The organism is Pseudomonas sp. DSP3-2-3 (genome assembly GCF_049898225.1).
Taxonomy (GTDB): Bacteria; Pseudomonadota; Gammaproteobacteria; order Pseudomonadales; family Pseudomonadaceae; genus Aquipseudomonas.
Map to the genome: position 1 here is coordinate 1 of NZ_JAFCXH010000018.1, position 23,329 is coordinate 23,329.

22 protein-coding genes and 1 pseudogene are annotated in these 23,329 nt (G+C 56.6%); 21 read left to right on the forward strand and 2 right to left on the reverse strand.

Annotated elements, in window-relative coordinates:
- Positions 1-244 precede the first annotated feature (244 nt).
- Both ACP7E4_RS19855 and ACP7E4_RS19860 read left to right on the forward strand, forming a co-directional pair.
- Positions 245-1,708, forward strand: coding sequence for an LA2681 family HEPN domain-containing protein (locus tag ACP7E4_RS19855; RefSeq protein WP_426117257.1), 1,464 nt, complete (start codon positions 245-247; stop codon positions 1,706-1,708).
- Between the two features lie 188 nt (positions 1,709-1,896).
- A complete protein-coding gene (locus ACP7E4_RS19860) occupies positions 1,897-2,346 on the forward strand; it encodes a hypothetical protein (protein WP_426117259.1) in 450 nt (149 codons plus the stop codon).
- A gap of 174 nt (positions 2,347-2,520) precedes the next feature.
- Here ACP7E4_RS19860 and ACP7E4_RS19865 read toward each other — a convergent pair whose 3' ends face one another.
- Positions 2,521-3,474 (reverse strand): STM4504/CBY_0614 family protein, encoded by a 954-nt coding sequence (locus ACP7E4_RS19865; RefSeq protein ID WP_426117261.1) that lies wholly within the window; start codon positions 3,472-3,474, stop codon positions 2,521-2,523.
- A gap of 226 nt (positions 3,475-3,700) precedes the next feature.
- Between ACP7E4_RS19865 and ACP7E4_RS19870 the strand changes: the two are divergent.
- The 19 genes and pseudogenes from ACP7E4_RS19870 to ACP7E4_RS19960 all read left to right on the forward strand — a co-directional run.
- A pseudogene (locus tag ACP7E4_RS19870) lies at positions 3,701-5,122 on the forward strand (terminase large subunit); the annotation flags it as partial.
- Between the two features lie 150 nt (positions 5,123-5,272).
- Positions 5,273-6,574 carry a phage portal protein gene (locus tag ACP7E4_RS19875; protein ID WP_426117263.1) on the forward strand — a complete coding sequence of 434 codons (1,302 nt, stop codon included), beginning with the start codon at positions 5,273-5,275 and terminating at the stop codon, positions 6,572-6,574.
- Positions 6,575-6,576: 2 nt separating this feature from the next.
- Complete coding sequence (locus ACP7E4_RS19880) at positions 6,577-7,440, forward strand: head maturation protease, ClpP-related (RefSeq protein ID WP_426117265.1); 864 nt, start codon at positions 6,577-6,579, stop codon at positions 7,438-7,440.
- Between the two features lie 69 nt (positions 7,441-7,509).
- Positions 7,510-8,706: a phage major capsid protein gene (locus ACP7E4_RS19885; protein ID WP_426117267.1), complete on the forward strand. Its 1,197-nt coding sequence runs from the start codon at positions 7,510-7,512 to the stop codon at positions 8,704-8,706.
- A gap of 57 nt (positions 8,707-8,763) precedes the next feature.
- On the forward strand, positions 8,764-9,147 hold the full coding sequence (locus tag ACP7E4_RS19890) for a hypothetical protein (protein ID WP_426117269.1): 384 nt from the start codon (positions 8,764-8,766) through the stop codon (positions 9,145-9,147).
- Between the two features lies 1 nt (position 9,148).
- Positions 9,149-9,490 carry a head-tail connector protein gene (locus tag ACP7E4_RS19895; protein WP_426117271.1) on the forward strand — a complete coding sequence of 114 codons (342 nt, stop codon included), beginning with the start codon at positions 9,149-9,151 and terminating at the stop codon, positions 9,488-9,490.
- On the forward strand, positions 9,490-9,810 hold the full coding sequence (locus ACP7E4_RS19900) for a phage head closure protein (protein WP_426117273.1): 321 nt from the start codon (positions 9,490-9,492) through the stop codon (positions 9,808-9,810). The genes ACP7E4_RS19895 and ACP7E4_RS19900 overlap by 1 nt, the downstream gene beginning before the upstream one ends.
- 10 nt (positions 9,811-9,820) lie before the next feature.
- Positions 9,821-10,009: a hypothetical protein gene (locus ACP7E4_RS19905; RefSeq protein ID WP_426117275.1), complete on the forward strand. Its 189-nt coding sequence runs from the start codon at positions 9,821-9,823 to the stop codon at positions 10,007-10,009.
- Positions 10,010-10,011: 2 nt separating this feature from the next.
- Positions 10,012-10,437, forward strand: coding sequence for an HK97 gp10 family phage protein (locus ACP7E4_RS19910; RefSeq protein ID WP_426117277.1), 426 nt, complete (start codon positions 10,012-10,014; stop codon positions 10,435-10,437).
- Positions 10,434-10,820, forward strand: coding sequence for a DUF3168 domain-containing protein (locus ACP7E4_RS19915; protein ID WP_426117279.1), 387 nt, complete (start codon positions 10,434-10,436; stop codon positions 10,818-10,820). Before ACP7E4_RS19910 ends, ACP7E4_RS19915 begins: the two co-directional genes overlap by 4 nt.
- A 56-nt stretch (positions 10,821-10,876) precedes the next feature.
- A complete protein-coding gene (locus ACP7E4_RS19920; protein ID WP_426117281.1) occupies positions 10,877-11,350 on the forward strand; it encodes a phage tail tube protein in 474 nt (157 codons plus the stop codon).
- 76 nt (positions 11,351-11,426) lie between these two features.
- Complete coding sequence (locus ACP7E4_RS19925) at positions 11,427-11,789, forward strand: hypothetical protein (RefSeq protein WP_426117283.1); 363 nt, start codon at positions 11,427-11,429, stop codon at positions 11,787-11,789.
- A 41-nt stretch (positions 11,790-11,830) separates the two neighbouring features.
- The gene (locus ACP7E4_RS19930; RefSeq protein WP_426117284.1) at positions 11,831-12,052 is read left to right on the forward strand and encodes a hypothetical protein; all 222 of its coding nucleotides are present in this window, start codon (positions 11,831-11,833) and stop codon (positions 12,050-12,052) included.
- A 65-nt stretch (positions 12,053-12,117) separates the two neighbouring features.
- Entirely contained in the window at positions 12,118-18,639 is a 6,522-nt protein-coding gene (locus ACP7E4_RS19935) for a tape measure protein (RefSeq protein ID WP_426117285.1), read from the forward strand.
- 3 nt (positions 18,640-18,642) lie between these two features.
- Positions 18,643-19,584 carry a hypothetical protein gene (locus ACP7E4_RS19940; protein ID WP_426117286.1) on the forward strand — a complete coding sequence of 314 codons (942 nt, stop codon included), beginning with the start codon at positions 18,643-18,645 and terminating at the stop codon, positions 19,582-19,584.
- The gene (locus ACP7E4_RS19945; RefSeq protein WP_426117288.1) at positions 19,584-21,152 is read left to right on the forward strand and encodes a WD40/YVTN/BNR-like repeat-containing protein; all 1,569 of its coding nucleotides are present in this window, start codon (positions 19,584-19,586) and stop codon (positions 21,150-21,152) included. The genes ACP7E4_RS19940 and ACP7E4_RS19945 overlap by 1 nt, the downstream gene beginning before the upstream one ends.
- On the forward strand, positions 21,149-21,685 hold the full coding sequence (locus tag ACP7E4_RS19950; protein ID WP_426117290.1) for a DUF4376 domain-containing protein: 537 nt from the start codon (positions 21,149-21,151) through the stop codon (positions 21,683-21,685). The genes ACP7E4_RS19945 and ACP7E4_RS19950 overlap by 4 nt, the downstream gene beginning before the upstream one ends.
- A gap of 66 nt (positions 21,686-21,751) precedes the next feature.
- Positions 21,752-22,177: a cell wall hydrolase gene (locus tag ACP7E4_RS19955; protein ID WP_426117292.1), complete on the forward strand. Its 426-nt coding sequence runs from the start codon at positions 21,752-21,754 to the stop codon at positions 22,175-22,177.
- Positions 22,174-22,638 (forward strand): DUF1353 domain-containing protein, encoded by a 465-nt coding sequence (locus ACP7E4_RS19960; protein ID WP_426117294.1) that lies wholly within the window; start codon positions 22,174-22,176, stop codon positions 22,636-22,638. Before ACP7E4_RS19955 ends, ACP7E4_RS19960 begins: the two co-directional genes overlap by 4 nt.
- Here the strand turns inward: ACP7E4_RS19960 and ACP7E4_RS19965 are convergent, their stop codons facing one another.
- A complete protein-coding gene (locus ACP7E4_RS19965; protein WP_426117473.1) occupies positions 22,639-23,325 on the reverse strand; it encodes an SOS response-associated peptidase family protein in 687 nt (228 codons plus the stop codon).
- Positions 23,326-23,329: the final 4 nt, after the last annotated feature.

Consider the following 23,329-nt stretch of genomic DNA (forward strand, 5'->3'; position numbering starts at 1 on the left):
GCACTCGACTCTGCTTTACGTAAGCCCGATGCAATACGAGAAGAACTGGCAAATGCAACAACCTTAGATACTCAACCCCGACGCCGGGTTAAGGGATACGTTTCTCGGGGGCAAGGTCATACTCCTAGCTCTAGAATTGTTCTCTCGTGCTTTGCAAACACTAAACTGGCGCTTATGCTCCGATCCGATAGGCTCGCTGTCGCTGTTAGAATGCCCCCTTGCCTGAGAGTACTAGGAGTTAAACATGGACGAAATACTGGCAAGTTTGGGGATGGAAATCGACGCCGCTGCAGATAGGGAGGACGTTATTGCGCTCCATTATCTGATAGATAAATGCAAAGAGAACCTCACAGCCGGACCCGAAGGAAATGACTCTCTCATATATTTTTTTGAAGCTAACTGTCACAGTGTGCTGGCCTCACTGCGCGAAGACAAAACTGTATGGAGTTGGAATCAGGCAGATAAGCTTTCTGAAGTTCTCTGTCTGCGCCGAGCTGTGTCAGGTGTCGGGTTTGCAAGTCTCAACAAAGTATTCAAAGCAAAGATCTACACCAACCTTGGAAATGTCCTAAATAGCCTTGGTCGTTTTATTGAAGCAATTAGGTATTGGGACTCAGCACTCAGCGAGATCCCAAATTTTGCTATGGCCTTAGGCAACAAAGGGATAGGACTATTCAATTATGCGCAGTCACTGTATGACTACGGCCACGGAGGGGTGCTGATAGCTGGAGCTGAGAAAAATCTAACCAAGGCACTTTCCCGGAAAGCGTTGTGGGAGAGCGGGGCGGACGCGAACGCTAGGCTTGCCTTTAGCCATTATAAAAAAGCCTCAAACCGCATATTAAAAGGCATCGAATACAACCAAAACTTCAGTCTCGATGGTTACAGTTTAGGGCGATCTCGAGATGAGAAGTTATATCGAAAATGGGCATTGCATAACAAGCTTTTTCTATCCCCTTTAAATGATTTGCATCAGCTTTCAATATCTTCTAGGGACACAATTCATCTCCCTAGTCACAGATATTCACTAGACGAAAAACCACGATTCCCCAATTATTTCAACCTTCTTAAGCAAGAGTATATCAGCGCTAGATATTCGCTGTTTGAGGCCGTTCACGGCAAAGCCAAACACTTTTCAGATAATGAGGCTTTACTGATGAACGGCTACGACGGGGTTTATTTTGGTTATAGAACCGAACAAATCAAAATCGCTTATCGTCTTGGTTATTCTACTTTGGATAAAGTCGCGCTTTTTATAAATGAGTATTTTTCGGTAGGATTAAATCCTAGTCAGGTAAGTTTCAAAAGATTATGGGGTGAAGAGAAAAAGGGTGCTTTTGCATTGCGCGAGATTTTCATAGATCGAGAAAACTGGCCGTTGAGAGGGCTTTACTTTCTGTCTCGTGATTTGTTTGATACTGAGTTCGTCGCAACCGCTCTTCCAGAGGCAGAAAAATTGTCTGATATAAGGAATAAAGCCGAGCATCGATTTTTAAGTTTGCAAGAGTTTGCGTTCGGTGTTGAAAGTACAGAAATACATACATATATAACTGTTGATGAATTTACAAGGCGCACATTGAAAGTTCTGTCAATGGCGCGAGAGTCTTTGATTTATCTCTCACTTGCAATGCACCGCGAAGAGCAGAGGAGACGATCGCTTAAAGGTGATGATGGTATGGTCATGGAGATTCCCTCATCCCCGCTTTAACTCAATGCTGACCTAAAGTCTGTTGACGCGCGATTGCTGAGGCGCATGGCAGATTTAGCGACTTTAATAGCCGGACGGCTTACATATAGCTTTTCTCAGAATTGTTGTGATGTATCGCAAGAATCGGCCCGTTCAAAAAAACTGTGGTAGCCTGAGGTGTCTGAATGAATTAAATGAGGAGAATGGTGATGATAGGTATTGTGGTTGGGTGCAATATACAAGAGGTAGATCAGATAAGGCTTGATTGGTATATAACGGTAGATCGATATCCGAGTGGAATCGGTGTGCCCTCTATAAAATATGTTTTGATAACGCTAAACGGAAAGGCTCGTTTTCTGGGTAAAGTTCAGAGTGTGACAGTTTATCCAAATGAAAGCAGTGATACTCTCCGTTTAGAGCTGTCAGCTTTTGTCTATAGTGACGGTGAAATACCAGGCATGACTGACGGCGCAAACGGGGACATCGCATATATTAATAAAAGCGAAGAGAAAAAGCTTTCGAAGATTTTCGAGGGCGAACACGCGAAGCTTCGGCCCTCAGTAATACCGCTTCATCTCTCCATTGACGATGCGGTCAAAGCCCTGCATCAAAGATACGGTATTGACGAAGCCAAGATAAAAATATCGCTACACAATTGAGGTAGTGATAGATCAGATGACCTGCTTCTGAAGAGAAGTTGTTCTCTTCTTTGGGGCAGGCTTGGCCGCAGACTGAGGAGCGATGCTTAGAAGCCAGCCCGAGCATAACCTGCAGCGTATAGTTCGATTCTGTCTCTCCTACAACGTCCGCCAACCAAGAATGGGGCGCTCTCCTTAAAGCGCTTCCTCCGACTCAGCTAGAAAGACCAGGCATGCACCGGTCATATGTAGCATATAGGCCACCAAATGATCGGGTACAGAGGTGGTCTCAGCTCCTTGGCCATGCCCTGCAAGATTATTCCTACCTGTGGGCACTGCCGACTCGAGCAAGCTCCGGAGCGATGTAAAATGGCTTTGCCAGAACACCGGGATCAGCTGATTATCGAAGCAGATTTTGATCAGGTTGCTTGCTGTCTCCCTACCATTCAAGGTCCAACCTCTCCTCAAGCATATTACTTTCATCATGCTCTCGAAGGACTTGAGACACTCGTTAAGCGCTTCCTTGGCGTTGCCATGGCGATAATGCTCATGTGCGCGCAAAAACTCATCTTGAGGGCCTGCGAAGCCTTGGGCGTTGAGTAGCTGAAGTGCGGGTTTGACGACTTCGGCGTGAAGAAATTGAGAATCTACACGGATGATTTCACCTGCTTCGAACTGATAACCCACAGAGTGTTCTTTGAATCGTGCGTTCAGCTCATGGATAGCCCCGGTTACCAAGCTGTCAGCATCGCGTTGATTCCTGAAGGTGGTTTTCCGTCCAAGTCGGTCAAGAATTTGAAAGGATAGCTCTATCACATCGAGAGCTTTATCAGCCTCAGATACTTCAAGGAAAAAATCGATCAGCTCTTGATGATAAGTATGGGAATGACTGGACCGAGATTTATTCAATGAGAAAACGCCATACTCCCTGGCAAGGGTCTCGCAGATGAACTCCCAAGGTTTCTGTGGTACGTAATCGTTTGGTTTGCCCAGCGTATCCAGCATTATGTGCACAATCTGCACACGCAGGGCGTCAGGCAAAATATCATATTGATAAACATCTGATATCTCACCTCGTAGCCTTTTCTGTCGTTTCGAGAAGATTTCAAACAGAGACATCACGAGGCTCCATGTCAGATTGATGGTCATGATTCGGCTGCTGGCCTCTTTAAGCCCATACTTTCTATCGCCGAATCCTGAGAATAATCGGCTCAAAATAGGCGCTAGCCAGCTTAAAGCCTTCCGCCTGTCTCGAACCTGAGCCAGCGTCTATCAAAGATATCACGGGGGTATATCTGGGGGTATATCTGGGGGTATCACGCCTTACGTAATCTTGTTAGTCCACTGTTTTCAGGTGCTTAGCAGCAGACTTGACATCAGCAAGAAGAACGCAAAAAGCACGATCGCCGCAGCAATCATGCTCACCGTCCTGATTAGGAACTGGAGGCAGTCGGCAGAATTCATCATCCTGGCTCCGACAATTGAGGTCGCGAACAACGCTTACGCCCCTGCCCGTGACATGGTCAAGCATGACGAAGAGCTGTCGGCTCTGTTGCACGTGCAGGACCACCTGCGCACGATCACGCATCGGGAGTCTGGCGCAACATTGAAGGTGGTTGCGGCTGATCAGAACACCGTTGGCGGTAAAAAGGCGGCTGTTGTGCTCGTGGACGAGCTTCATTTGTTCGGCAAAAACCCGCATGCCGCGAACATGCTGCGAGAAGCGACCGGCGGGCTGGCCTCAAGGCCGGAAGGGTTTGTCATTTACCTGACCACCCAATCCGACCAGCCGCCGGCGGGTGTGTTTCGTGAAAAGCTGCAGTACGCCCGGGGCGTTCGCGACGGCACAATCATCGATCCTAATTTCCTGCCGGTGATCTACGAGTTTCCCCAGCGCATCCTGGATGCCAAGGAGCACCGAAACCCGGAAAACTTCTACATCACCAACCCCAACATGGGGTACTCGGTGAGTGAGAAGTTTCTCATCCGGGAAATGAAAAAAGCCGAGGAGGCCGGTGAAGCGGAAGTGCTGGGCTTTATGTCCAAGCATCTGAACGTCGAGATCGGCCTGGCGTTACGCTCGGACCGATGGGCTGGCGCGGATTTTTGGGCAGCGGCAGCGGTCCCCGTACTGACACTCGACATGCTCATCGCGATGTCGGAGGTCATAGACGTCGGTATCGATGGCGGCGGCCTAGATGACTTGTTGGGGTTCGCAGCTGTTGGCCGCGACAAGCGAACTCGTGATTGGCTGGTCTGGACGCATGCCTGGGCGCACCCCTCAGTGCTCGAGCGCCGCAAGTCCGAAGCGCCGCGGTTCCACGATTTCGAAAAAGATGGCGACTTGACGTTGTCCATCCGCATTGGCGACGACGTTGCAGATGTTGCCGACCTTGTCGAACAGATCGAGGCTTCGGGCCTGCTCGACAAGGTCGGTGTTGACCCGGTGGGTATCGGCGCGATTTACGACGCCATGATCGAGCGGGAGATCCCTGCAGAAAAAATCGTTGCGATCAGTCAGGGCTGGAAACTTGGCGGGGCGATCAAAACTGCCGAACGAAAACTGGCTGAGGGCGGAATGAAACACGCCGGGCGCCCGATGATGGCCTGGTGTGTTGGCAACGCTAAAGTCGAGCCTCGGGCCAACTCCATACTGATCACCAAGCAAGCCAGCGGGTCGGCCAAGATCGATCCATTGATGGCCCTATTCAACGCAGTGACCCTGATTTCCTTGAACCCCGAAGGCCGGGGGAATGACGACTTCATGGCCGCCATTCGGAATCCAATCATCGTATGAACCCACTGCTCATTTTTATCCTGACGGCCTTGGCGGGGTTTGCCCTGGCAACAGCCGGCGTGCACGTCCTGTTCGGCTTGGGCTGGGCATTATTGGCGGGGGCTGCCTCGTTGCTTCTCATTGCTGGGTTTTTGCGCAAGGGGCTAACCGGTGACTAGATCCTTATCGGCGGTGGTAGGCCGCGCCGCAAGAAAGCCCAGCGCTTCGCTTGGCGGATGGTTCGGGAAGTCCATCAAGCTGAGTGATGGCGGTTTCTGGAGCCAGTTTCTCGGAGGTCAGTCCAGCTCGGGCAAGACAGTCAACGTCGACAACGCGATGCAGCTTTCGGCGGTTTGGTCTTGCGTGAGGATCATTTCGACGTCGGTCGCTGGTCTTCCCCTGGGTGTCTATCGGCGGGAAGCCGATGGGGGCCGCAGGGATGCTCGTGATTTCGGTCTGTACGACGTGATCCACAACAGCCCCAACGAAGACATGACCGCGTTTCAGTTTTGGCAGGCTATGGTGGCGGCGATGCTGCTGCGCGGAAACGCCTTTGCGGAAATTCTGCGTATCGGTTCTCGCATCGTTGCCTTGGATTTTCTCCTGCCCTCTCGTGTGGATCTGGATGTTGACGACGACGGACGAATCACTTACTGGTACCGCCCTCGGAAGGGTGCTCGGCGTCAGATCGAGCGGCAGAACATGTTGCACATTCCGGCATTTAGCCTTGATGGGCGGGTAGGCCTCTCAGCCATCCGTTACGGCGCAGATGTCTTCGGCGCTGCAATGTCCGCGGACGATGCCGCCAATGGCACGTTCAAGAACGGACTGCTGCCAGCCGTGGCTTTCAAGGTTGACCGGATACTCAAGCCGGAACAGCGGGATGAATTTCGCGAGTACGTGAAGCAGATATCGGGCGCGTTAAACGCAGGCCGCTCTCCGGTGCTTGAGCAGGGTATTTCGCCCGAGTCCATCGGGATTAATCCAGTGGATGCGCAGTTGCTCGAATCGAGGGGCTACAGCATTGAAGAGGTGTGCCGCTGGTTCGGCGTGCCCCCTTGGATGGTGGGTAAAACTGACGCCGGTAGCAACTGGGGAACCGGTTTAGAACAGCAGATGATTGCGTTTCTGACATTCAGTATCAGCTCCATTACCAACCAGATTCAGCAGTGCGTGAACAAACGGTTATTAACGCCGGTGGAGCGGCAGACCTATTACTCGGAATTTTCCTTGGAAGCATTTCTCAAGGCTGATAGCGCGGGCCGATCGGCTTGGTACAGCCAAATGACCCAAAACGGGATCATGACTCGGGATGAATGCCGGGTTAAAGAAAACCTACCTCGTCACGGCGGAAACGCCGCGGTACTCACCGTGCAGACCAACTTGGCCCCGATCGATCAGCTGGGCAAGTCCACGGATAGCCAGGCCGCGCAGGCCGCTTTAAAAAACTGGCTTGGCCAGAACCAGGAGTGACCATGCAGCTAAATATCAAGGCCGGCAGCTTTCGTTGTGAGCTGAGCCCTCGTGCGCTCGATATGTGGAACCCGGACCTTCGTGCTGCACTGGAATCCGGCACTGATACCATCACCATGTACGGCATCATCGGTGAAGACTGGTACGGGGACGGGGTTACGCTCAAGCGCGTTGACGCCGCCTTGCGGGCGATTGGCGACAAACCGGTCACGGTCTACATCAACTCCCCGGGCGGCGACATGTTCGAGGGCATCGCTATCTACAACCGCCTGCTCGAGCACTCGCAAGAAATCACTACCAAGGTGCTTGGCCTGGCTGCTTCGGCTGCTTCAGTCATCGCAATGGCCGGCACCAAGCGGGAAGTAGCCAAAACTGCGTTCCTCATGATTCACAACTGCTGGACCTACTACGCCGGGAACCGGCATGCGATTCGCGAACTGGCTGACACCATGGAAGAGTTCGACCGGGCGATGATCAGCTTGTATTCCGATACTAGCGGGCAAGACGAAAAAGCCGTGGAGAAGATGCTGGACGCTGAGACCTACATGAACGGCTCCAACGCCGTCGAGAAGGGATTCGCCACCGGCCTGATCTCAGCGGCTGAGGTCGAGCAAGCGCCAAGCGAAGATAACTCGCAAACCCAGTCGGCCCGCAAGTTGGACGCCGCTTTGGCAAAGTCCGGTATGCCGCGCAGCGAACGTCGCAAACTCATTTCTGAAATCAAGACCGGCACGTCTAGCGCTGCCGGCGGCGACACGCTTCGCGCTGTCGTGCCGGGCATGCCCAGCGCTGCCCTTGATGTATCCGCGTTTGAAGAAACCGCAAATCAGGCGTCCGCGCTCCGGGGACTCTTCCCTAACCGCTGATTGACTGAAACAGCAATCGACTACCAACCGCCCGAGAGGCGGTTTTTTCATTTCTGAAAGGACCACACCATGCCAGCTCCTGATTACGCACAAATCGAAGCTTCCCAGAAGCAAACCCAGGCCGACCTGAAAGCCGTCGGCGATCAGATCAAAACTTACGCCGAGCGCACGGAGAAGGAAATCAAGGCTTCCGGCGAAATGCAGGCTGAAACTCGTGGCAAGGTGGACGAACTGCTCATGAAGCAGGGTGAACTCCAGGCCCGTATGCAGGATGCTGAGCAGAAGCTGGTGAACGCTGGCAAGCAGCATGAGCCGAGCGTGCAGCACTCCGCTGGCGACCTGGTCGCGACAAAGATGGCCGAGGAGGGCGTGACCAGCTCTTTCCGTGGCTCGCGTCGCGTTGAGGTGCCTCGCGCCGCGATCACATCGGTACCTACCTCGGGCGGCGCACTGGTCCAGACTGAGCGCGTCGGCGTAATTCTCGCTCCGCAGCGTCGCCTGACCATCCGTGACTTGGTCGCGCCGGGCACCACGGGCAGTAACGCCGTGGAGTACGTGCGTGAAACTGGCTTCACCAACAATGCAGCGATCGTAGGTGAAGGCCTGGCCAAGCCCTACAGCGAACTCACCTTCGCGCTTGAAAACGCGAACGTGCGCACCATCGCGCATCTTTTCAAGGGCAGCCGCCAGATCCTCGATGATGCAGCAGCACTGCAAAGCTACATCGACGCTCGTGCTCGCTACGGCCTGTTGCTGGCTGAGGAAGCTCAGCTGCTTTATGGCAACGGCACTGGTAACAACCTGAAAGGCATCATCCCACAGGCCCAGGCATACGCGCCGCCGGCGGGCATCGTGGTCGAAGCCGAGCAACGCATCGACCGCATTCGCCTGGCGCTGCTGCAGGCCATGCTCGCTGAGTTCCCGTCGACGGGCATCGTCCTCAACCCGATCGACTGGGCGGCCATTGAACTGCTGAAGGACGGCGAAGGCCGCTACATCATCGGCAAGCCTCAGGAGGGCACCGCTCCACGTTTGTGGAATCTGCCGGTTGTGGAGACGCAGGCCATCGTTCAGGACCAGTTCCTGGTTGGCGCGTTCAGCCTGGCCGCGCAGATCTACGACCGCATGGGCATCGAAGTGTTGGTCTCCACCGAGAACGACAAGGACTTCGAGAACAACATGGTGTCGATTCGTGCGGAAGAGCGCTTAGCGTTCGCTGTGTATCGGCCGGAAGCCTTTGTCACCGGTGATTTGACTGCCGTCTAACCCATCGCAAGCAGAGCGCCGCCTCCGGGCGGCCTCACTGATTCAGGAGATACAACCATGGCACGTACGACCGCAATCGATCCGGCCAATACGGCTTCTGCGACAGCGCCAACCGGCACTACTGCGCCGGTCGCTCAAGCTGACGGTGTTACCGGCACTGCTCTAGTTGGTCAGCAGTCTGCAGGCGCAGCGCCTTCCACCACCGGTACTGATGGAGCCGCTGCAACGATTACGACCAGCAAAAACCCTTCCTCCGGTGTACAGGCAGATACAGATATCGCCGTGGACGAAAAGGGCGAACTCATGATCTACCCGCTGCGCAGTTATCTGGACGGCAAGGAAGTGCGCCGCGCCGGTGGTTCTGGTTACAAATCGCCGAAACATGATGCCGTATCGCTCATCGCGGCGGGCCTGGCCACTGACAAAAAACCGAAGGCCTGACATGAGCGCGATCAGCACGGATGAAGCGATGCAGCATGTTCGCGCTGACGACGACGATCGTAGTCATGTCGAATTGCTGCTGGCGGCTGCCGAAGATAGCGCTTCCCAGTTCCTGAACCGTCGCTTTTATGCGGACGAGGCGCTACTCGCTACAGCAGTTCTGGATGGGTCGGGCGGCGCGGATCCTATCCTGATCAACCCCTCAGTCCGGGCGGCATGCCTGCTGATTCTAGGCAGTCTGTATGCCAATCGTGAAGACGTCGTGGTCGGCGTTAGCTCAAGCGAACTTCCAATGGGATCGCGCGCCCTTTTAACGCCTTACCGCGTGGGCTGGGGGGTCTGATGAGAGCTGGTCCGCTTCGACATCACTGCACAGTGCAGCATGCTACACAGGTACCAGATGGTTTCGGTGGCTATAAAGAGGCCTGGGCAGAACTGAGAAAGGTCTGGGCTGAGATCACCATGCCCACGGGCCATACCGCAGCGGTTGCTCAGCAACTGGACAGCCTGGTGACCGCCGAAATTCGCGTCCGGCCTGCCGCCCAGTTGGTGGCAGGTGTTCGCATAGTGCACGGCGGTACGACCTACTTGGTCGATGCAGCGCTTTTCGACAATGAGCGCTCAATGCTTCGACTGCTCTGCTCCAACGTTCCACATCCCTGAGGTAATCACCATGAAAGTACGAGCATTGTCGCGAATCTCTGGCCCGATGGACGTAAAAGATCCTGGCGAAGAATTTGTTGTGGACGCTGCCACCGGCGCCGATCTGATCGGACGCCGTGCGGTGGAGGAGGTTGCTCTTGCTGTAGTCGAGCTAGCTGCCGATGCTTTGGCTCCAACAATCCGCAAGAAGACGGTCTGATCATGGCCCGGCGCTCGGGCGTGCAGGGTGACTTCAAATTGCGCGGGCTCCTGCGCCGGATCGGCAACCAAATTGAAAGCGATTTGCGACCAGCGATGGTCCAGGCGGCTAATTTGGTGCTCCAAACTCAGACATTCCTGATTCGGCGTGACACCGGTGATGCTGGGGATGCGCTGACAGCGTTCGTCTCGAAGAGCGGGCTTGACGCGGAGATCGGCCTACGTGGGAAAAAGGACAACCGCCGCTACTTTTACACCAAGTTCCTTGAATACGGGACGAAGGGCTACACCCGCGGTGAAACGTCCGTTCCGGCGCGCCCGTCGCATCCGTGGCTTCGTCCATCTTATGACCTGAATCGCGAGCAGATCATCCAGCTGATCCAGCGCGCAGTTGCCAGCACGCTCAAAAAAGCGGCGGAGACAAAATGAGCGACCCAAGTTTGGCGCTGCAAAAAGCGCTATTCGACAAACTGACAGCGAGCCTCACCGTGCCGGTGTTCGATTCCGTGCTGGCTGGTACCGCTTACCCCTATGTCACGCTGGATTACGAAACTGCCGACAACGCATCGCCAATTTCAGGCAAAAAGCGTGAAAACCGGTTGTTCTACCTCAGCGTCTGGTCGACCTACAAAGGCCAAGCCGAAGTGAAACGCATCAACAGCGAAATTTCTGCCGCTCTGGACGAGATCAAGCTGCCGCTGAGCACAGGCAACGCCGTATCGGTCCGTGTCATCCGCACAGAAGCAACCCGCGATCAGGGCGGCGTCACCTTCATGGGATCCGTCACGCTCCGCATCATCACCCAGCACTAATTTCCGCCAATCCGGCCGCGCTGCGGCTATATCACCTGTCCTCAGGAGGACTACCCATGCCTGTTAATACCGCTGCCGGTACGCGACTTTCCATTGGTCCGCGTCTCTCGGCAAAACTTCCGGCTCTGGATTCCGCCGCTATCACGCTGCTGGCCGCCATCACTTACGTTGAAGTGGGCGAACTGGAAAACATCGGCGATTACGGCGACGAAGTTGGCGATGTGACGTTTTCGGCCCTGGCTGACTCCCGTACCCGCCACTTGAAAGGCCTGGCTGACGCCGGTTCGGTTGAGCTCGCCATCGGCTTTGACGCTGGTGACGCTGGCCAGCTGGCTCTGGTCGCTGCTCAGAAAGATCGCTCCCAGTTCGATTACCCGGTGAAAGTTGAGTACGTCGACGGCCTGGTCGACTACTTCGCCGTCAAGGTCATGAGCTCCCGCAAAGGCGTGGGCGGTGCCGAAGACGTGATCAAGCGCAACGTGACCGTGGGTATCAACTCCGGGATTTACGAAGTGCCTGTCGCGCCTTGATCCGCTGATCGCTTCACTGCGCGGCCGTTCGGCTGCGCAGCGTTTCCTCCCTTCTTAATTTCAGGAATACCTCACCATGTCCAAGACCAACTACGGCACCGTTGACGTTGAAGTCGGCACCGAAATTTACACCCTGAGCTTCAACCTGAAGGCGGTGCGCGCCATTGAGCGTTTCTTCGGCGGCATTTCTCCAGCCTTGCAGGAACTGCAAAAGCTGCAACTGGGTGCCGCAGCACGAGTCATCATCGCTGGCGCAAACCTGACGCTGAAGCCGAAGGAAGTCGAAGCTCTGGAAGAAGAAATCTACGACTTCGGCATCGGTGAGGTGACGCCTTCCCTGATCAACTATGTTGTGGCGCTGCTCAACCCGGCCGCGAAGAGCGCAGAAGACCTCGCCGCTGCGGCTGTTGAGGCGTCGACGAAAGCCCCAAAAAAGTAAAGTCTGACCCCAATCGCAGCTATGTCGATGAGGTTTACGGCATGGCTACCGGCTGGTTGGGCTGGCCCGACAGCGAAGCATGGACGGCCTCGGTGCCATCGATCTTCCTGGCATGGGAAGCGAAAAAAGTCTTTCTCGAAATGACCAACCCCAACGGACCACCGAAGAAGAAGCCGAGCAAGGAAATGGCCGCCAAAGAGGCACGCATGGGTTTCCGGGCGGCTGCAATGAATCGACCGCAAGACAACGCGGCGTCTCAATGATGCTGCGAACAAATTTGTGATCAACCGCCCATTGAGGCGGTTTTTTTTCGCCTGGAGAAACGTGTATGTCAGGTCAAGAAGTCCAGGGGATGCTGATCCGACTTGAAGCCACGACGGCGCAGCTCCGCCAAGAGATGGACAAGGCCGACGCATCGGTTACCAAGGCGACCGGGCGGATTGACAGCCAGCTCAGCAAAGTCGACTCGGCTTTCGACCGCGTAGGGAAAAGCGCGCAAACCGCATCAAACGTGCTGAAAAGCGCTTTCGCACTGGCGGTAGGCGGTTCCGGCGCTGGCGCTCTGCTGGCGCAGGCTGAAGCCTACACAACCGTTGCCAACCGGCTGAAGCTGGTTACGTCGAGCAGCGCTGAGTTCACAGCTGCTCAGAATGCCGTATTCGCTATCGCGCAGAGGTCCGGACAGCCACTTGGCGCCACTGCTGAACTGTATCAGCGGATCGCCCAGAACCAGGACGCGCTGAAGCTGAGCGGGAAGGGTGTTGCCGGAATCGTTGAAACCATCAGCAAAACGATGGTGATCAGCGGCGCTTCTGCCGAGTCGGCAAACGCGGCACTGATTCAGTTGGGCCAGGCTTTCGCTTCCGGCACTTTGCGCGGCGAAGAACTGAATTCTGTGATGGAGCAGGCGCCGGCGCTCAGCCAGGCGATTGCCAAAGGCATGGGCGTATCTGTGGGCGCTCTTCGCGCATTGGGCGCTGAAGGCAAGCTGACTGCTGACTCTGTCGTGAAGGCTTTGCAGGCTCAGCAGGGAGCCGTCGATGCACTGTTCGGCAAAATGCAAAGCACGGTCGGGACTGCACTTACCCGTATTCAAACATCTTTCACCAAGATCATTGGCGAGGCTGATGCGTTCAGCGGCACCACCTCCTCGATGGCCGACTCGATCAACAACGTGTCGAAGGCGCTGAACGCCATAAATGTTCCTGCAGCAATGGCCGCCCTTGAGGAGCACGGTAGAACTTTGGCCGAGATCTTGGGGGTTGTCCTGATTGCCGCGCTGGGTCGTGTTGCGGCTGGTTTTGCCGAGGCTGGAGTCAAAGCTGCCGGGAACATCGTCACATGGGTACAGCTGACCGCCGTCACTCGCGCCGCTGCCGCAGCCAAGATCGAAGAAACGGCCGCCTCAGCCTCGCTTTCTGCCGCTCACGTGGCCGAGGCCGCAGGTAATGTTGCTGTCGCACGCGCCACGGAAGAAGGCACGATAGCGAAGCTGCGCCTGCTTCAAGGCCAGCGCGATCAGTTGGCATACACCGCCGCGCTTTCTGTCGGAACCGCCGAACAGGCGATGTACACGAAAGCGCTGGCGGCGACCGATCTGGAGCTTGCAGCGGCAAAACGTGCCGCTCAGGTTTCGTCGGTCCAGCTGGGCACGGCGCTCAACGTCGAATCGGCTGCGATGGCCAAGGACACTGCGGCAACTCAGGCAGCCACGGCCGCGAAAGCGGAGTTCGCCGCGATTTCTTCCACTGCTGGCCGCGCCGGTGGCGCTTTGCTTGGAATGCTGGGCGGTCCGGTTGGGCTGCTCTTTACTGTAGCCGCGCTAGGTGCCAGCTACCTGGCGCTGAGCAGCCACACCGATACAGCCACCAATGCGTTGATTGACCAGAACGCTACCGTTGACCAGTCGATCCAGAAATTCAACGAACTGGGCGCCTCGCAGCGCCGGTTCCAATCCATAAAATGGGCAGAAGAGCAGATCACCGCCACTGAATCGGCGTCGGCTTCGCTCAACAAATATTCCGCAGATGGCGCTGAAGCTTTCTTGCAGATTGGCTATGACGCCAACCATTACCGCGCCAAATTCGGCGAGATGATCGAAGAAGTCCGCAAGGGTCAGCGCACCCTGGACAGCGTCACCGAGTGGGCAAGGAAAGATGCCGGCTTGACCGACGACAAGATCAAAAAACTTGCTGAATCGTCGAGCGCCTACGAAGAAACGTCCAAAAAGGCGGGCGACCTCGGGAAGATTTTGGCCACCGTTAACACGGCCAACGTCGCCGCTACTTCCAGCACCGAACGGCTTACAGTCGCGCAGCAAGCCTCAGGCCAAAGCGATGCCAGCAAAGCCGCCTGGGATAAATACATTGAGCAGCTGACCAAGACTCGCGATTTGCTCGGCGCGAACGCTGCCGCTGAAGCCGCTTACACCGTTGCTAAGATGGGGGCCACGCCTGCCCAGGCCGCTCAGGCAAAACTGATTGCCGACCAGACGGACACGCTGAAGAAATATCAGGAAGCGATCAAGGAAGGTAATAAGGTCGAGCAGGCATCGCTCAAGCTCAAGTTGGTTGCCTTGTACGCAGCGGAAGACGCAACAGCCCAGACCGCAGCTGCACAGAAAACGTCACTCGACGAGGCGGCAAAGGCCACCGAAAACAGCGCTACACGGCAGGTTGCGGCGCTGCAACGGATTATCGACCAAACCGTTCGGGTGGCGACCGGCACTGATATGCCGCGTCAAAATCTTTCGGGCTACGGCTTGCTCACCAATGGCGGGACCGCTCCTACTCCGCCATCTGCGCCAGTAGTGACCAAGGCATCGCCGGTGGATCGTGCAACCGCCGCCATCGCTCAGCTCGACGCGACCACTGAAGCGAATAAGCGCGTGGACAAAGCCGCAAATGCTGCGGCGACCGCGCTTAAGAATCAGGCTAAAGCACTCGACGACTTGTTGGCCAAGTCCGGTATCTCGACCCAGTCCGCCAATGAAATGGCAGCTGCATATCTATCCGGCGCTGATAACGTTCGCGCGATCACCATCCAGCAGCAGATCGAAGAGGAATTGCTCAAAACTGGCGCGGGCGCTCGCAACAAAGTCACCGCTGCAATCAATGCGCTGCACGATGCCGAGGACCGCCGCGACGTTTCAAAAAACATCAAGGAACTGAAGACTGAAGTCGACGGGATACTGAAACAGGCGACCGCCACGCTTCAGGGCAAGGATGCACTTGAGACCTACAACATCGAGAAGTCGGTGACCGTAGCGCTGGCGGGCAAGAACATCGCGGTGGGCAGCGAAGAGTACAAGCTGTTGGTGGCCACTACCAAAGCTCAGCTCGACGCCAATAAGGCGCTCGAACAGGCTGGTCAGGTAGAGGGGATTGTTGACCGCCTGAGTCCACAGACCAAACTCCTGAAAGATTTCACCGCCGAACAGGATGCGCTCAACGCCGCCATTGCTCGCTACCCGGCGAACGCTGCGCTGTATCAAGACGCGTTAGCCAAGCTCGGCAACGAGTACCAGGTCAACCAGAGCAAGGCGACGATCTGGGGCCAGATGACCGAAGGCGCAGTGGATCGCATCGACAGTGTGTTTGCTGATGCCTGGGCAAATATCGGCGATGGTGCAGGGGATTTGCTCGACAAGCTGGAAAAGGGTTTCAAGCAGACCCTTGGCGAAATTGCTCACATGCTCACCACCAAGCCGCTGCTGGCGTCGATCAGCAACTGGCTGACCGGCACAGATAACGGGCAGGGCTTGTCCTCGGTTTGGGGGAAATTGCTCGGCACAGTTGGCGGATCATCGTCCGGGTCTGGCAGCTCGGGCGGCATGGGCACCATGATTGACCTCGGCAAAAACCTGTACTCCGCCTGGAACGCCATCACTGGCGTGGGCTCCTCGATTGCCTCGGGTTATGCAACTGGCGGCGTAAGCGGTGCCGTATCTGGCGGCGTCGGCTACTACGGCAACATGATCAACGGCTTGAGCAGCACGCTGTCGAGTGGCTTTACCTCACTCGTAAACACAATTACCGGAACTGCGGCCGCGCAGACCCTGGCAACGATTGGCGCCGAAGGTGTTACGACATCTGTACTTTCTGGTGCCGTTGCCGAGGGCGCTACAGCTATCGGGGCTCAATTCACTACGGGCGTGGCTACCACTACGGCAGCCACCTACGCGGCTGCCGAGGCGGGCGCGGCTGCTACGGCTGCAAGCCTAAGCGGACAGGCTGCGGCGGCCCTGAGCAGTGCAGCCGCCATGTGGCCACTCGCCGTGATCATGGGCATGTACCAGAGTGGCAAGCTGTACGACGCTGGCGTCCGTCCGGATGCTGGCGAAGTTCGCGACAGCGCAGGAAGCACTGCTCTGGGCAACATCGCCATGACGCCTGGTGTGCTTCAGGCAGGCTTTCTGGAGGGCGTCGACAAAGTTCTTGGCAAGGTGGTTGGTGGCAAATGGGCGGCAATCCTCAGCGGCTCAACCTTCCATCAGATGGTGTGGACTGCTGTCGGTAGCAAGCTGTTCGGCAGTGGTTACGAAACCAAAGACACCGGGATTCAACTCGGCGTTGAGAATGGAGAATTCGACGCCAAGAAATATACCAAGCAGAAGAAAAAGGGCGGGTTGATCTCGGGCAGCAGTAAAACCCGTTTTCTCATCGACGAACTTGATGATGAAACCCTTGGAACGCTTGGGTCAAAGTACAACGATGTTGTCTTAAGTGCTGGCGGCCTGTTCACGGCGCTGGGTGTCAAGCTGAATGATTCGGTGCTCGACGGCCTGAACATGGCGTCACGCAACATCAGCACCAAGGACGCCACGCCTGAATGGATCCAGGAGCAGCTCGATTTCTTCTTCGCCCAACTGGGTGACGCGGCGGTTGTCTCGATCTCCAAGGCCACTGACGCGGGCTTGAGCGGTTTCAGCTACGTCGGCTTGCAGGCGTTCGTGAAGAACCTGCAGGACGTGAACGGCATTCTGGCTCATCTGGATGTCGGTCTGTACGACATGAGCGTATCCGGCGGCTTCATGGCTGAGCAGTTGTCGCTGTGGGCTGGCGGCATCGAAGCCCTGTCGACGGCTGGCGCTGCTTACTACGACGCTTTCTTCACCGATATAGAAAAAAGCAACGACACGCTTTCGGATGTGCGTAACGCATTCGGCGCGCTGGACATTGCTCTGCCCGATAGCGCCAAAGGGTTCCGGGAAATGGTGTCCGGCATCGACAAGACGACCGAGTCCGGCCGTCAACTGTTGCTGACCGTGCTCAACATGAGCAGCGCTGCCGATGCGGCTTACAAGATCATAGAAGCGCGCCAAGCCACGTACTTCACCGGCTTTTACAGCGAGTCGGAAAACGCTGCTCGCTCACTGGTGGCTGTCACCCAGGAATTTAAGGACGTCAGCATAGCTCTGCCAGAGACCCGGGCGGCTTATCGCGAAATGGTTGAAGCGGCGAAAAAAGATTCATCGGCGGCCGGTCAGGCTTTGTACGAAACGCTGATGAGCCTCAATGGCGAAGCGGCCAGTGCCTACGACATCCTTGAAACAAAGGCGAAAAGCGCCGCCGAGGCAACGAAGGCTCTGGCCGACACTCTGTCGAGCAACGTTTCTGCCGCCATGAGCGCCGTTGAACGTGCGGTATCTGCTGAGCAAAAAGCGCTGACCGCGAGTTATAACGCTCGGGCAACGTCGCTGAACGACATGCTGCAAACCGCTCAGACCCGTGTTTCTGATCTGACCTCCGTCAGCGATTCGCTCGAATCCGCGCTGAAGTCCTTGAATGGCACTTCTGCGGATGCGGTGAAAATGCTGCGGGCGCAGGCACTGGCCACGCTTCAAAGCGCGCTGGCAACTGTTCGTGCGGGTGGTTCGCTGGCGGGCATGATCGGGTTGGATGATGCGCTCGACGTGGTCAATGCCAACACCACCGACCTTTACTCGTCCATGGATGACTTCGCGCGGGATCAGGGCCGTACGGCGAACGTTGTGGCAGAGCTGAGCGCTGTAAATGGCGTGCAGCTCACCACTGAACAGCAACTGCTTAAAACGGTTCAGGCCCAGATATCTGACGCCAAGCTTGAATATGACGCCGAAATGGCTCGAATCGATGCGCAACTCGATCTCGCTCAGGCCCAGGTGGACAAGCTCAACGGCATCGACACATCCGTGCTTTCAGTCAAGGACGCCATTGCGGGTCTGGGCGCGGCAATCGCTGCCGCCATGGCGGCCACTGCTCCGACCGCCGGCGCTGCCTCGGGGTACACCGGCAGCGGAGGCGCGCCAAGTGTTTCCGATCTGAACTCTGTCTACAACAGCGTGCTTGGCCGAGACGTCGACCCTACCGGGGCTGCGTACTGGGCGGCGCAACTGGGTAGCGGCGCGGTTACTCCCGCCGGTCTGCCTGCTGCGATCAAAGCTGATGCTGCGAAAAATGGCGAGATCCCGGCGTATGCCACGGGCGGAATGATCTCCGGGCCTGGCACCGGAACCAGCGACAGCATTCTGGCTCGCCTCTCGGCGGGTGAGTTCGTGATGAATGCCGCTGCTGTTCGCGCCTATGGCCCAGGCCTGCTGGCGCAGATGAACGCCCTGCAGTTGCCGAGCTTTGCCGATGGCGGCGCGCCTGAGCTGCGCTATGAAAGCCCGACTCCCTACAGCACCTCGAGCTCTTCGTCCTCGGATGAGGAGGGCGGCAGCCGTGAGGAGATCTTGGCCGCCCTGAACGCCCTGACTGCCGAGGTCAAGGAAATGAAGCCGTACCTGCGCCAAACCACCCTAAACACTGGCCGCGCCGAAACCCACCTCGACGCCATCCGGACCGTTGGCATCAAAGCTATGGAGTAGTGAATGGACGTTATTGATCAGGTGGATATCACCCCGGCGATGCTGGTGACAAACGTTCCGCTGACTGAGCCGGGGGCAACTGATTGGGTTGCGGGTAGTTACGCGCTGGGCGTGAAAACCATCAGGAATCGGCACCTGTGGGAGTCGCTTGCGGCTGCCAACACGGCCACACCCGGGGCCGAAACGACGACGCCGCTGAAATGGCTGGACCTGGGCGCGATCAATGCGATGCGGATGTTCGACAAGGGCGCGGCGGTCCTGAAAGGGGAGGCTGGCGCCCAGCAGCGCGTTTACAAGATCGGGACCACGACCACTAACCCCACAAAGATTGATTTCACGATCACGCCCGGACAGGTCGTCAGTGCCATCGCATTGTTCGGCCTGGTTGGTTATCAGGCGACTGTTACCGTCACCGATCCTATCGATGGCGTGGTTCGCACGACAACCATCAGCCTGGTGGATGCCTCTGCCAACGGCATGTGGGAATGGCTGTTCAAGCCTATCCGCCGGAAAACAACGTTCGCAATTCTGGATCTACCGGCTTACGGGACGGCCAGCATTCGCGTCGTGATCGATGCCGATGTGGGCGGCGTGGCCAGTTGCTCGATGGCGTCCATGGGACCGCTCACCAACGTGGGAGAAACGATCTTTGGCACGACAACTGGCATCACCGATTACTCGACCCGCGAAATCGACGACTTCGGCAACGAAAGCATGATCGAGCGCGGTTTCCGGGATCGGGTGCAGTTCGATGTTCGCATCGTCACCGATGACGTCTCGTACCAGAAATCATTCCTGAGCCGGCTGCGTGCGAAAGGGGCCGTGTTTATTGGCGATCCAGCGCGACAAGAAACAATCATCTTCGGTCGTTACCGCGACCTTCAAATCATTATCAGCAATCCGGCGGTGTCGGAATGCGCCCTTGATGTTGGGAGTCTTATCTAATGGCTACTGTCGGCCCAGTTGTTGACCAACTACCAACGGCACCGAACCGGGGTATGTCGTCGGCCCAATACCCGATCATTGCAGATGCCTGGGCGGCCAAGATCGGGCCGTGGACGACGCAGGTCAACGCGCTAACCACTTGGATGGGCGGCATCGTTGACGCTACCTTTACGGCCCGTGACGCAGCGGCAGCCAGTGCGCAAGCGGCTTCCAGCTCCGCCATACAAGCGGGTCTGAAAGTCACGGCCGCAGCTGAGCAGGTCGCGCTGGCCAACACAGCAAGACAGGGTGCCGAAGCTGCGGCGTTGGCGGCCCAAACCTCCGCGCAAGCTGCCGGCGATGCCGCTGGCTTCCCTGCATTCGTTGATGGCCTTGATGTCCTGCAGGTCAAACCGGATAAAACCGGTGTCCAGTGGGGCAAGGTCGGCCAGGCCATCGGCGACGTACTGGAAACCACTCGAACGCCGGACGCCACATATCTGTTGCCGGATACTGTCTATACCCGCGCTGCTTATCCTGAGCTGTTTGCAATCGTCGGCACGCAAGGCGAGAAGAATGACGCTTCAAACTTCGCCAACGTCGCGAACGGATTAAGTGCGCCGCTCTCTTTGATGGTTGGAGGTTTCGCTGTCGGAATGGGTAACGTACTTATTGGTGTTGGCGCGAATGGGCAAACTACTACAGGCGGGGTGGCTGTTCGAAGCACGGATGGCGGCGCTACATGGATTACGATACCGACACTGCACGGTCAAGAGTCATTAAATAGCATTGCTACTGATGGCGCAGGTTGCTGGTTGGCAACATCTTACTATTCCTCCAATACGATCTATAAAAGTACCGACAACGGGGTGACATTTGTAAAGTTGGTGAATGCGCCCGGACAAGATATTACCCAAACTGGCACCGCGACCGTAATTTATGGCAATAATGGGTTTCTTTGGCGCGCGACCACAAGCGGGAATTCGGTATATTCCTTCACCACTGACCTAGGGGTGACATGGGCTTATCGCTATTATTGCAATCCAATTTCCCCGTATAACCCTTCTCGTATTATTTGGGATTCTGTATCCTCAACATGGATTTCGGGAAGTAATGGTCTGTTGTTTAGCAAGGACAATTTTGCAACGGTGCTCGGCAGCCCACGACAGATAGCTGGATTTCAGCCAAATACCTTGGCGGTCGGAGGTGGTGTTATTGGCTATATTAGTGCGGCAGGTATGGAGATTAGCACCGATGGCGGGTATGCAACTAAGATTGTAAATACAGGCTCATTTAGTAGCTTGGCGATTGACCGAAACGGTTTGATTGTCGGCTATGCGGCAGGCAGGATCTATCGCTCGTCAGATTTCGGTGAAAACTTTGTATCTAACCTCGCTATTATTCAGCCAAACTTAGCTTTGACTGTCTCTGATTCCAACGGTAACTGGGTTGGCCCACAAGCCGGTACACCAAGTACGTTTGTTAGGGCGACACGCCTCTACAACTACGACGTAGCCGCACAATTCAAAACCCCCGCCCACAAAGCCCCCAAAGGCTACAAGGCCTATATTAAAGGTAAGCTCGCATGATTCTTTATCAGTGGGATGAGCAGGGTTATTACATCGCTGACCCGGCCAGCATTGAAGTTGCCGACGATGCGCCGATGCCGGAGCGGACTACACCGACCAAACCGATGAAGCTGACCGGTGAGCAGGTTGCGCAGTGGCAAGGGCAATGGGTCAAGTTCGCCTCCCGGCCGGTTGATCCTGATCCTGTGCCGTTGCCTGAGCCGGTCCCTGACTGGCCGGCACTAATTGCGGCCCGCCGTTACACCGCCGAAACCGCTGGCACCATCATCCAGGGGATGCCAATCGACACCGGCCGCGACAGCCAGGCGCTGATCACAGGTGCGACGGTGGCCGCAATGCTGGATGCTGATTACTCGATCCGCTGGAAGACTGCGGCTGGCTTCGTCGAGTTGACTGGTGCCCAGGTCATCGGCGTGGCTTCAGCGGTGCGCGCATACGTCCAGAGCTGCTTTGACTGTGAGGCCGAACTGCTTGATGCGGTGGCCAGCGGCTCTATCACCAGCGCCATGCTCGACGAGGGCTGGCCCGCATAACCCATCGACTACAAATTTCAGCTATCCCGGCCGCCTTGAGCGGTTTTTTTGTGCCTGGAGAAAAGCATGACCGCAACTGACAAAGACCGCGACATCCTCGCCCGCACGCTGTGGGGCGAAGCGCGCGGCGAATCCATGGCCGGTATGATTGCCGTGGCCTGGACGATCCGCAACCGCGTGAACGACGGCAAGACCAAATCATGGTGGGGGGAGGGTTACGCGGGCGTGTGCCAGGCGAAGTACCAGTTCAGCTGCTGGAACAAAAACGACCCGAACTATCCGTTCCTGAGTGGAGCGAAGCCGATCCCGGTTGGCGAGATGGCAAAGGCTGTGATGGCGGCAACGGCCGTGATCGACGGCGCGCAGCCTGATCCAACTGGCGGCGCGACTCATTATTACGCCACCACCATGCCCAAGGCCCCAGGCTGGGCGGCGAAGGCCATGCGAACGCTGAAACTTGGCAATCACGTGTTCTTCAAGGACGTGCCATGAACAAAGGGCTGTTTCTCGATCCGCTGCTGGTGCAGGCTTATGCCAATGGGGCGTGGGTGCTGATGGGTAACTTCCGCTATCAGGCCGCCGATGGAACGGTTCACACCGCACCGAAGTACTTCATCACTGACTTGGCCTCAACGCCCTGGCTGGTAAAGCCGCTGCTCAACGGCATCGAGGACCGGGCATGCGGAGTTATCCACGACTGGCTCTATTGCCAGAACAAGCTGACCCGCGCCCAGTGTGACGCCCTGTTTTACGAAATGCTGTTGGCCACCGGCGCCGATCTGCGCCGTGCGCAGCTGATGTTCTCTGGGCTGCGCATCGGCGGATGGCATCGATACAGCCAATGCGCTGGCGGCGTGAAGGTTGAAGACCTGGCATTTGAGCTGATGCCAGACGCGGTGCGTGCGGAGGAGAAGCAGCGCCTGCTGCTAATTCATGATCCAGTTGCGGCGTAATCAAACGGGCCGGATCAACTCCGGTCCCTGATTGCGGACGTTTCCCACAGCCTTGCCGACTGGATACCATTCGAAGTCATCGACCGGCCTGCAGCACTCTTTGGCGATTTCCTCGGTGCGCTCTGGCGAAAGCTCCGGGTCAAGCCATTCGTTGGCGAGATCTGGCGTCAACACAAGCGGCCGCCGGTCGTGAATGTCGACCATGCCCTGGTCGCTGGCAGCAGTGATGATCACGAAGCCGTCTTCGTCGTGTGGCTCCAGACCAGGCGTCACCTTGGCCAGCGCGCCATAGAACATGGGCGCGTCACCTTTCAGTCGGATGAAATACGGCTGCTTCTTCTTCGGGTCGTCCGGATCCTTCACCCATTCGTACCATCCTTCACTCGGCACCAGGGCCCGGCCATTCGGCCAGAGCTGCTTGAAGAACTTCCCCGTCGTCACCGTCTCGACTCGCGCATTGATCGGGTCGGCGCGCTTCCCCTTCGCCCAAAACGGCGACCATCCCCAGCGAACCGGATCGATGTGAATCCCTGCATCGTCCGCTCGCAGAATGTTGACCTTCGTTGACGGCGCCACGTTGTACCGAGCAATCGGCACATTGTCGAAGCCGCTGAAAACCCGGAACCGGGGTGCCAGTTCGCTGAAGTAGTCATCCATTCCCTTGTATTGAACAATCCTTCCGCATATAGCC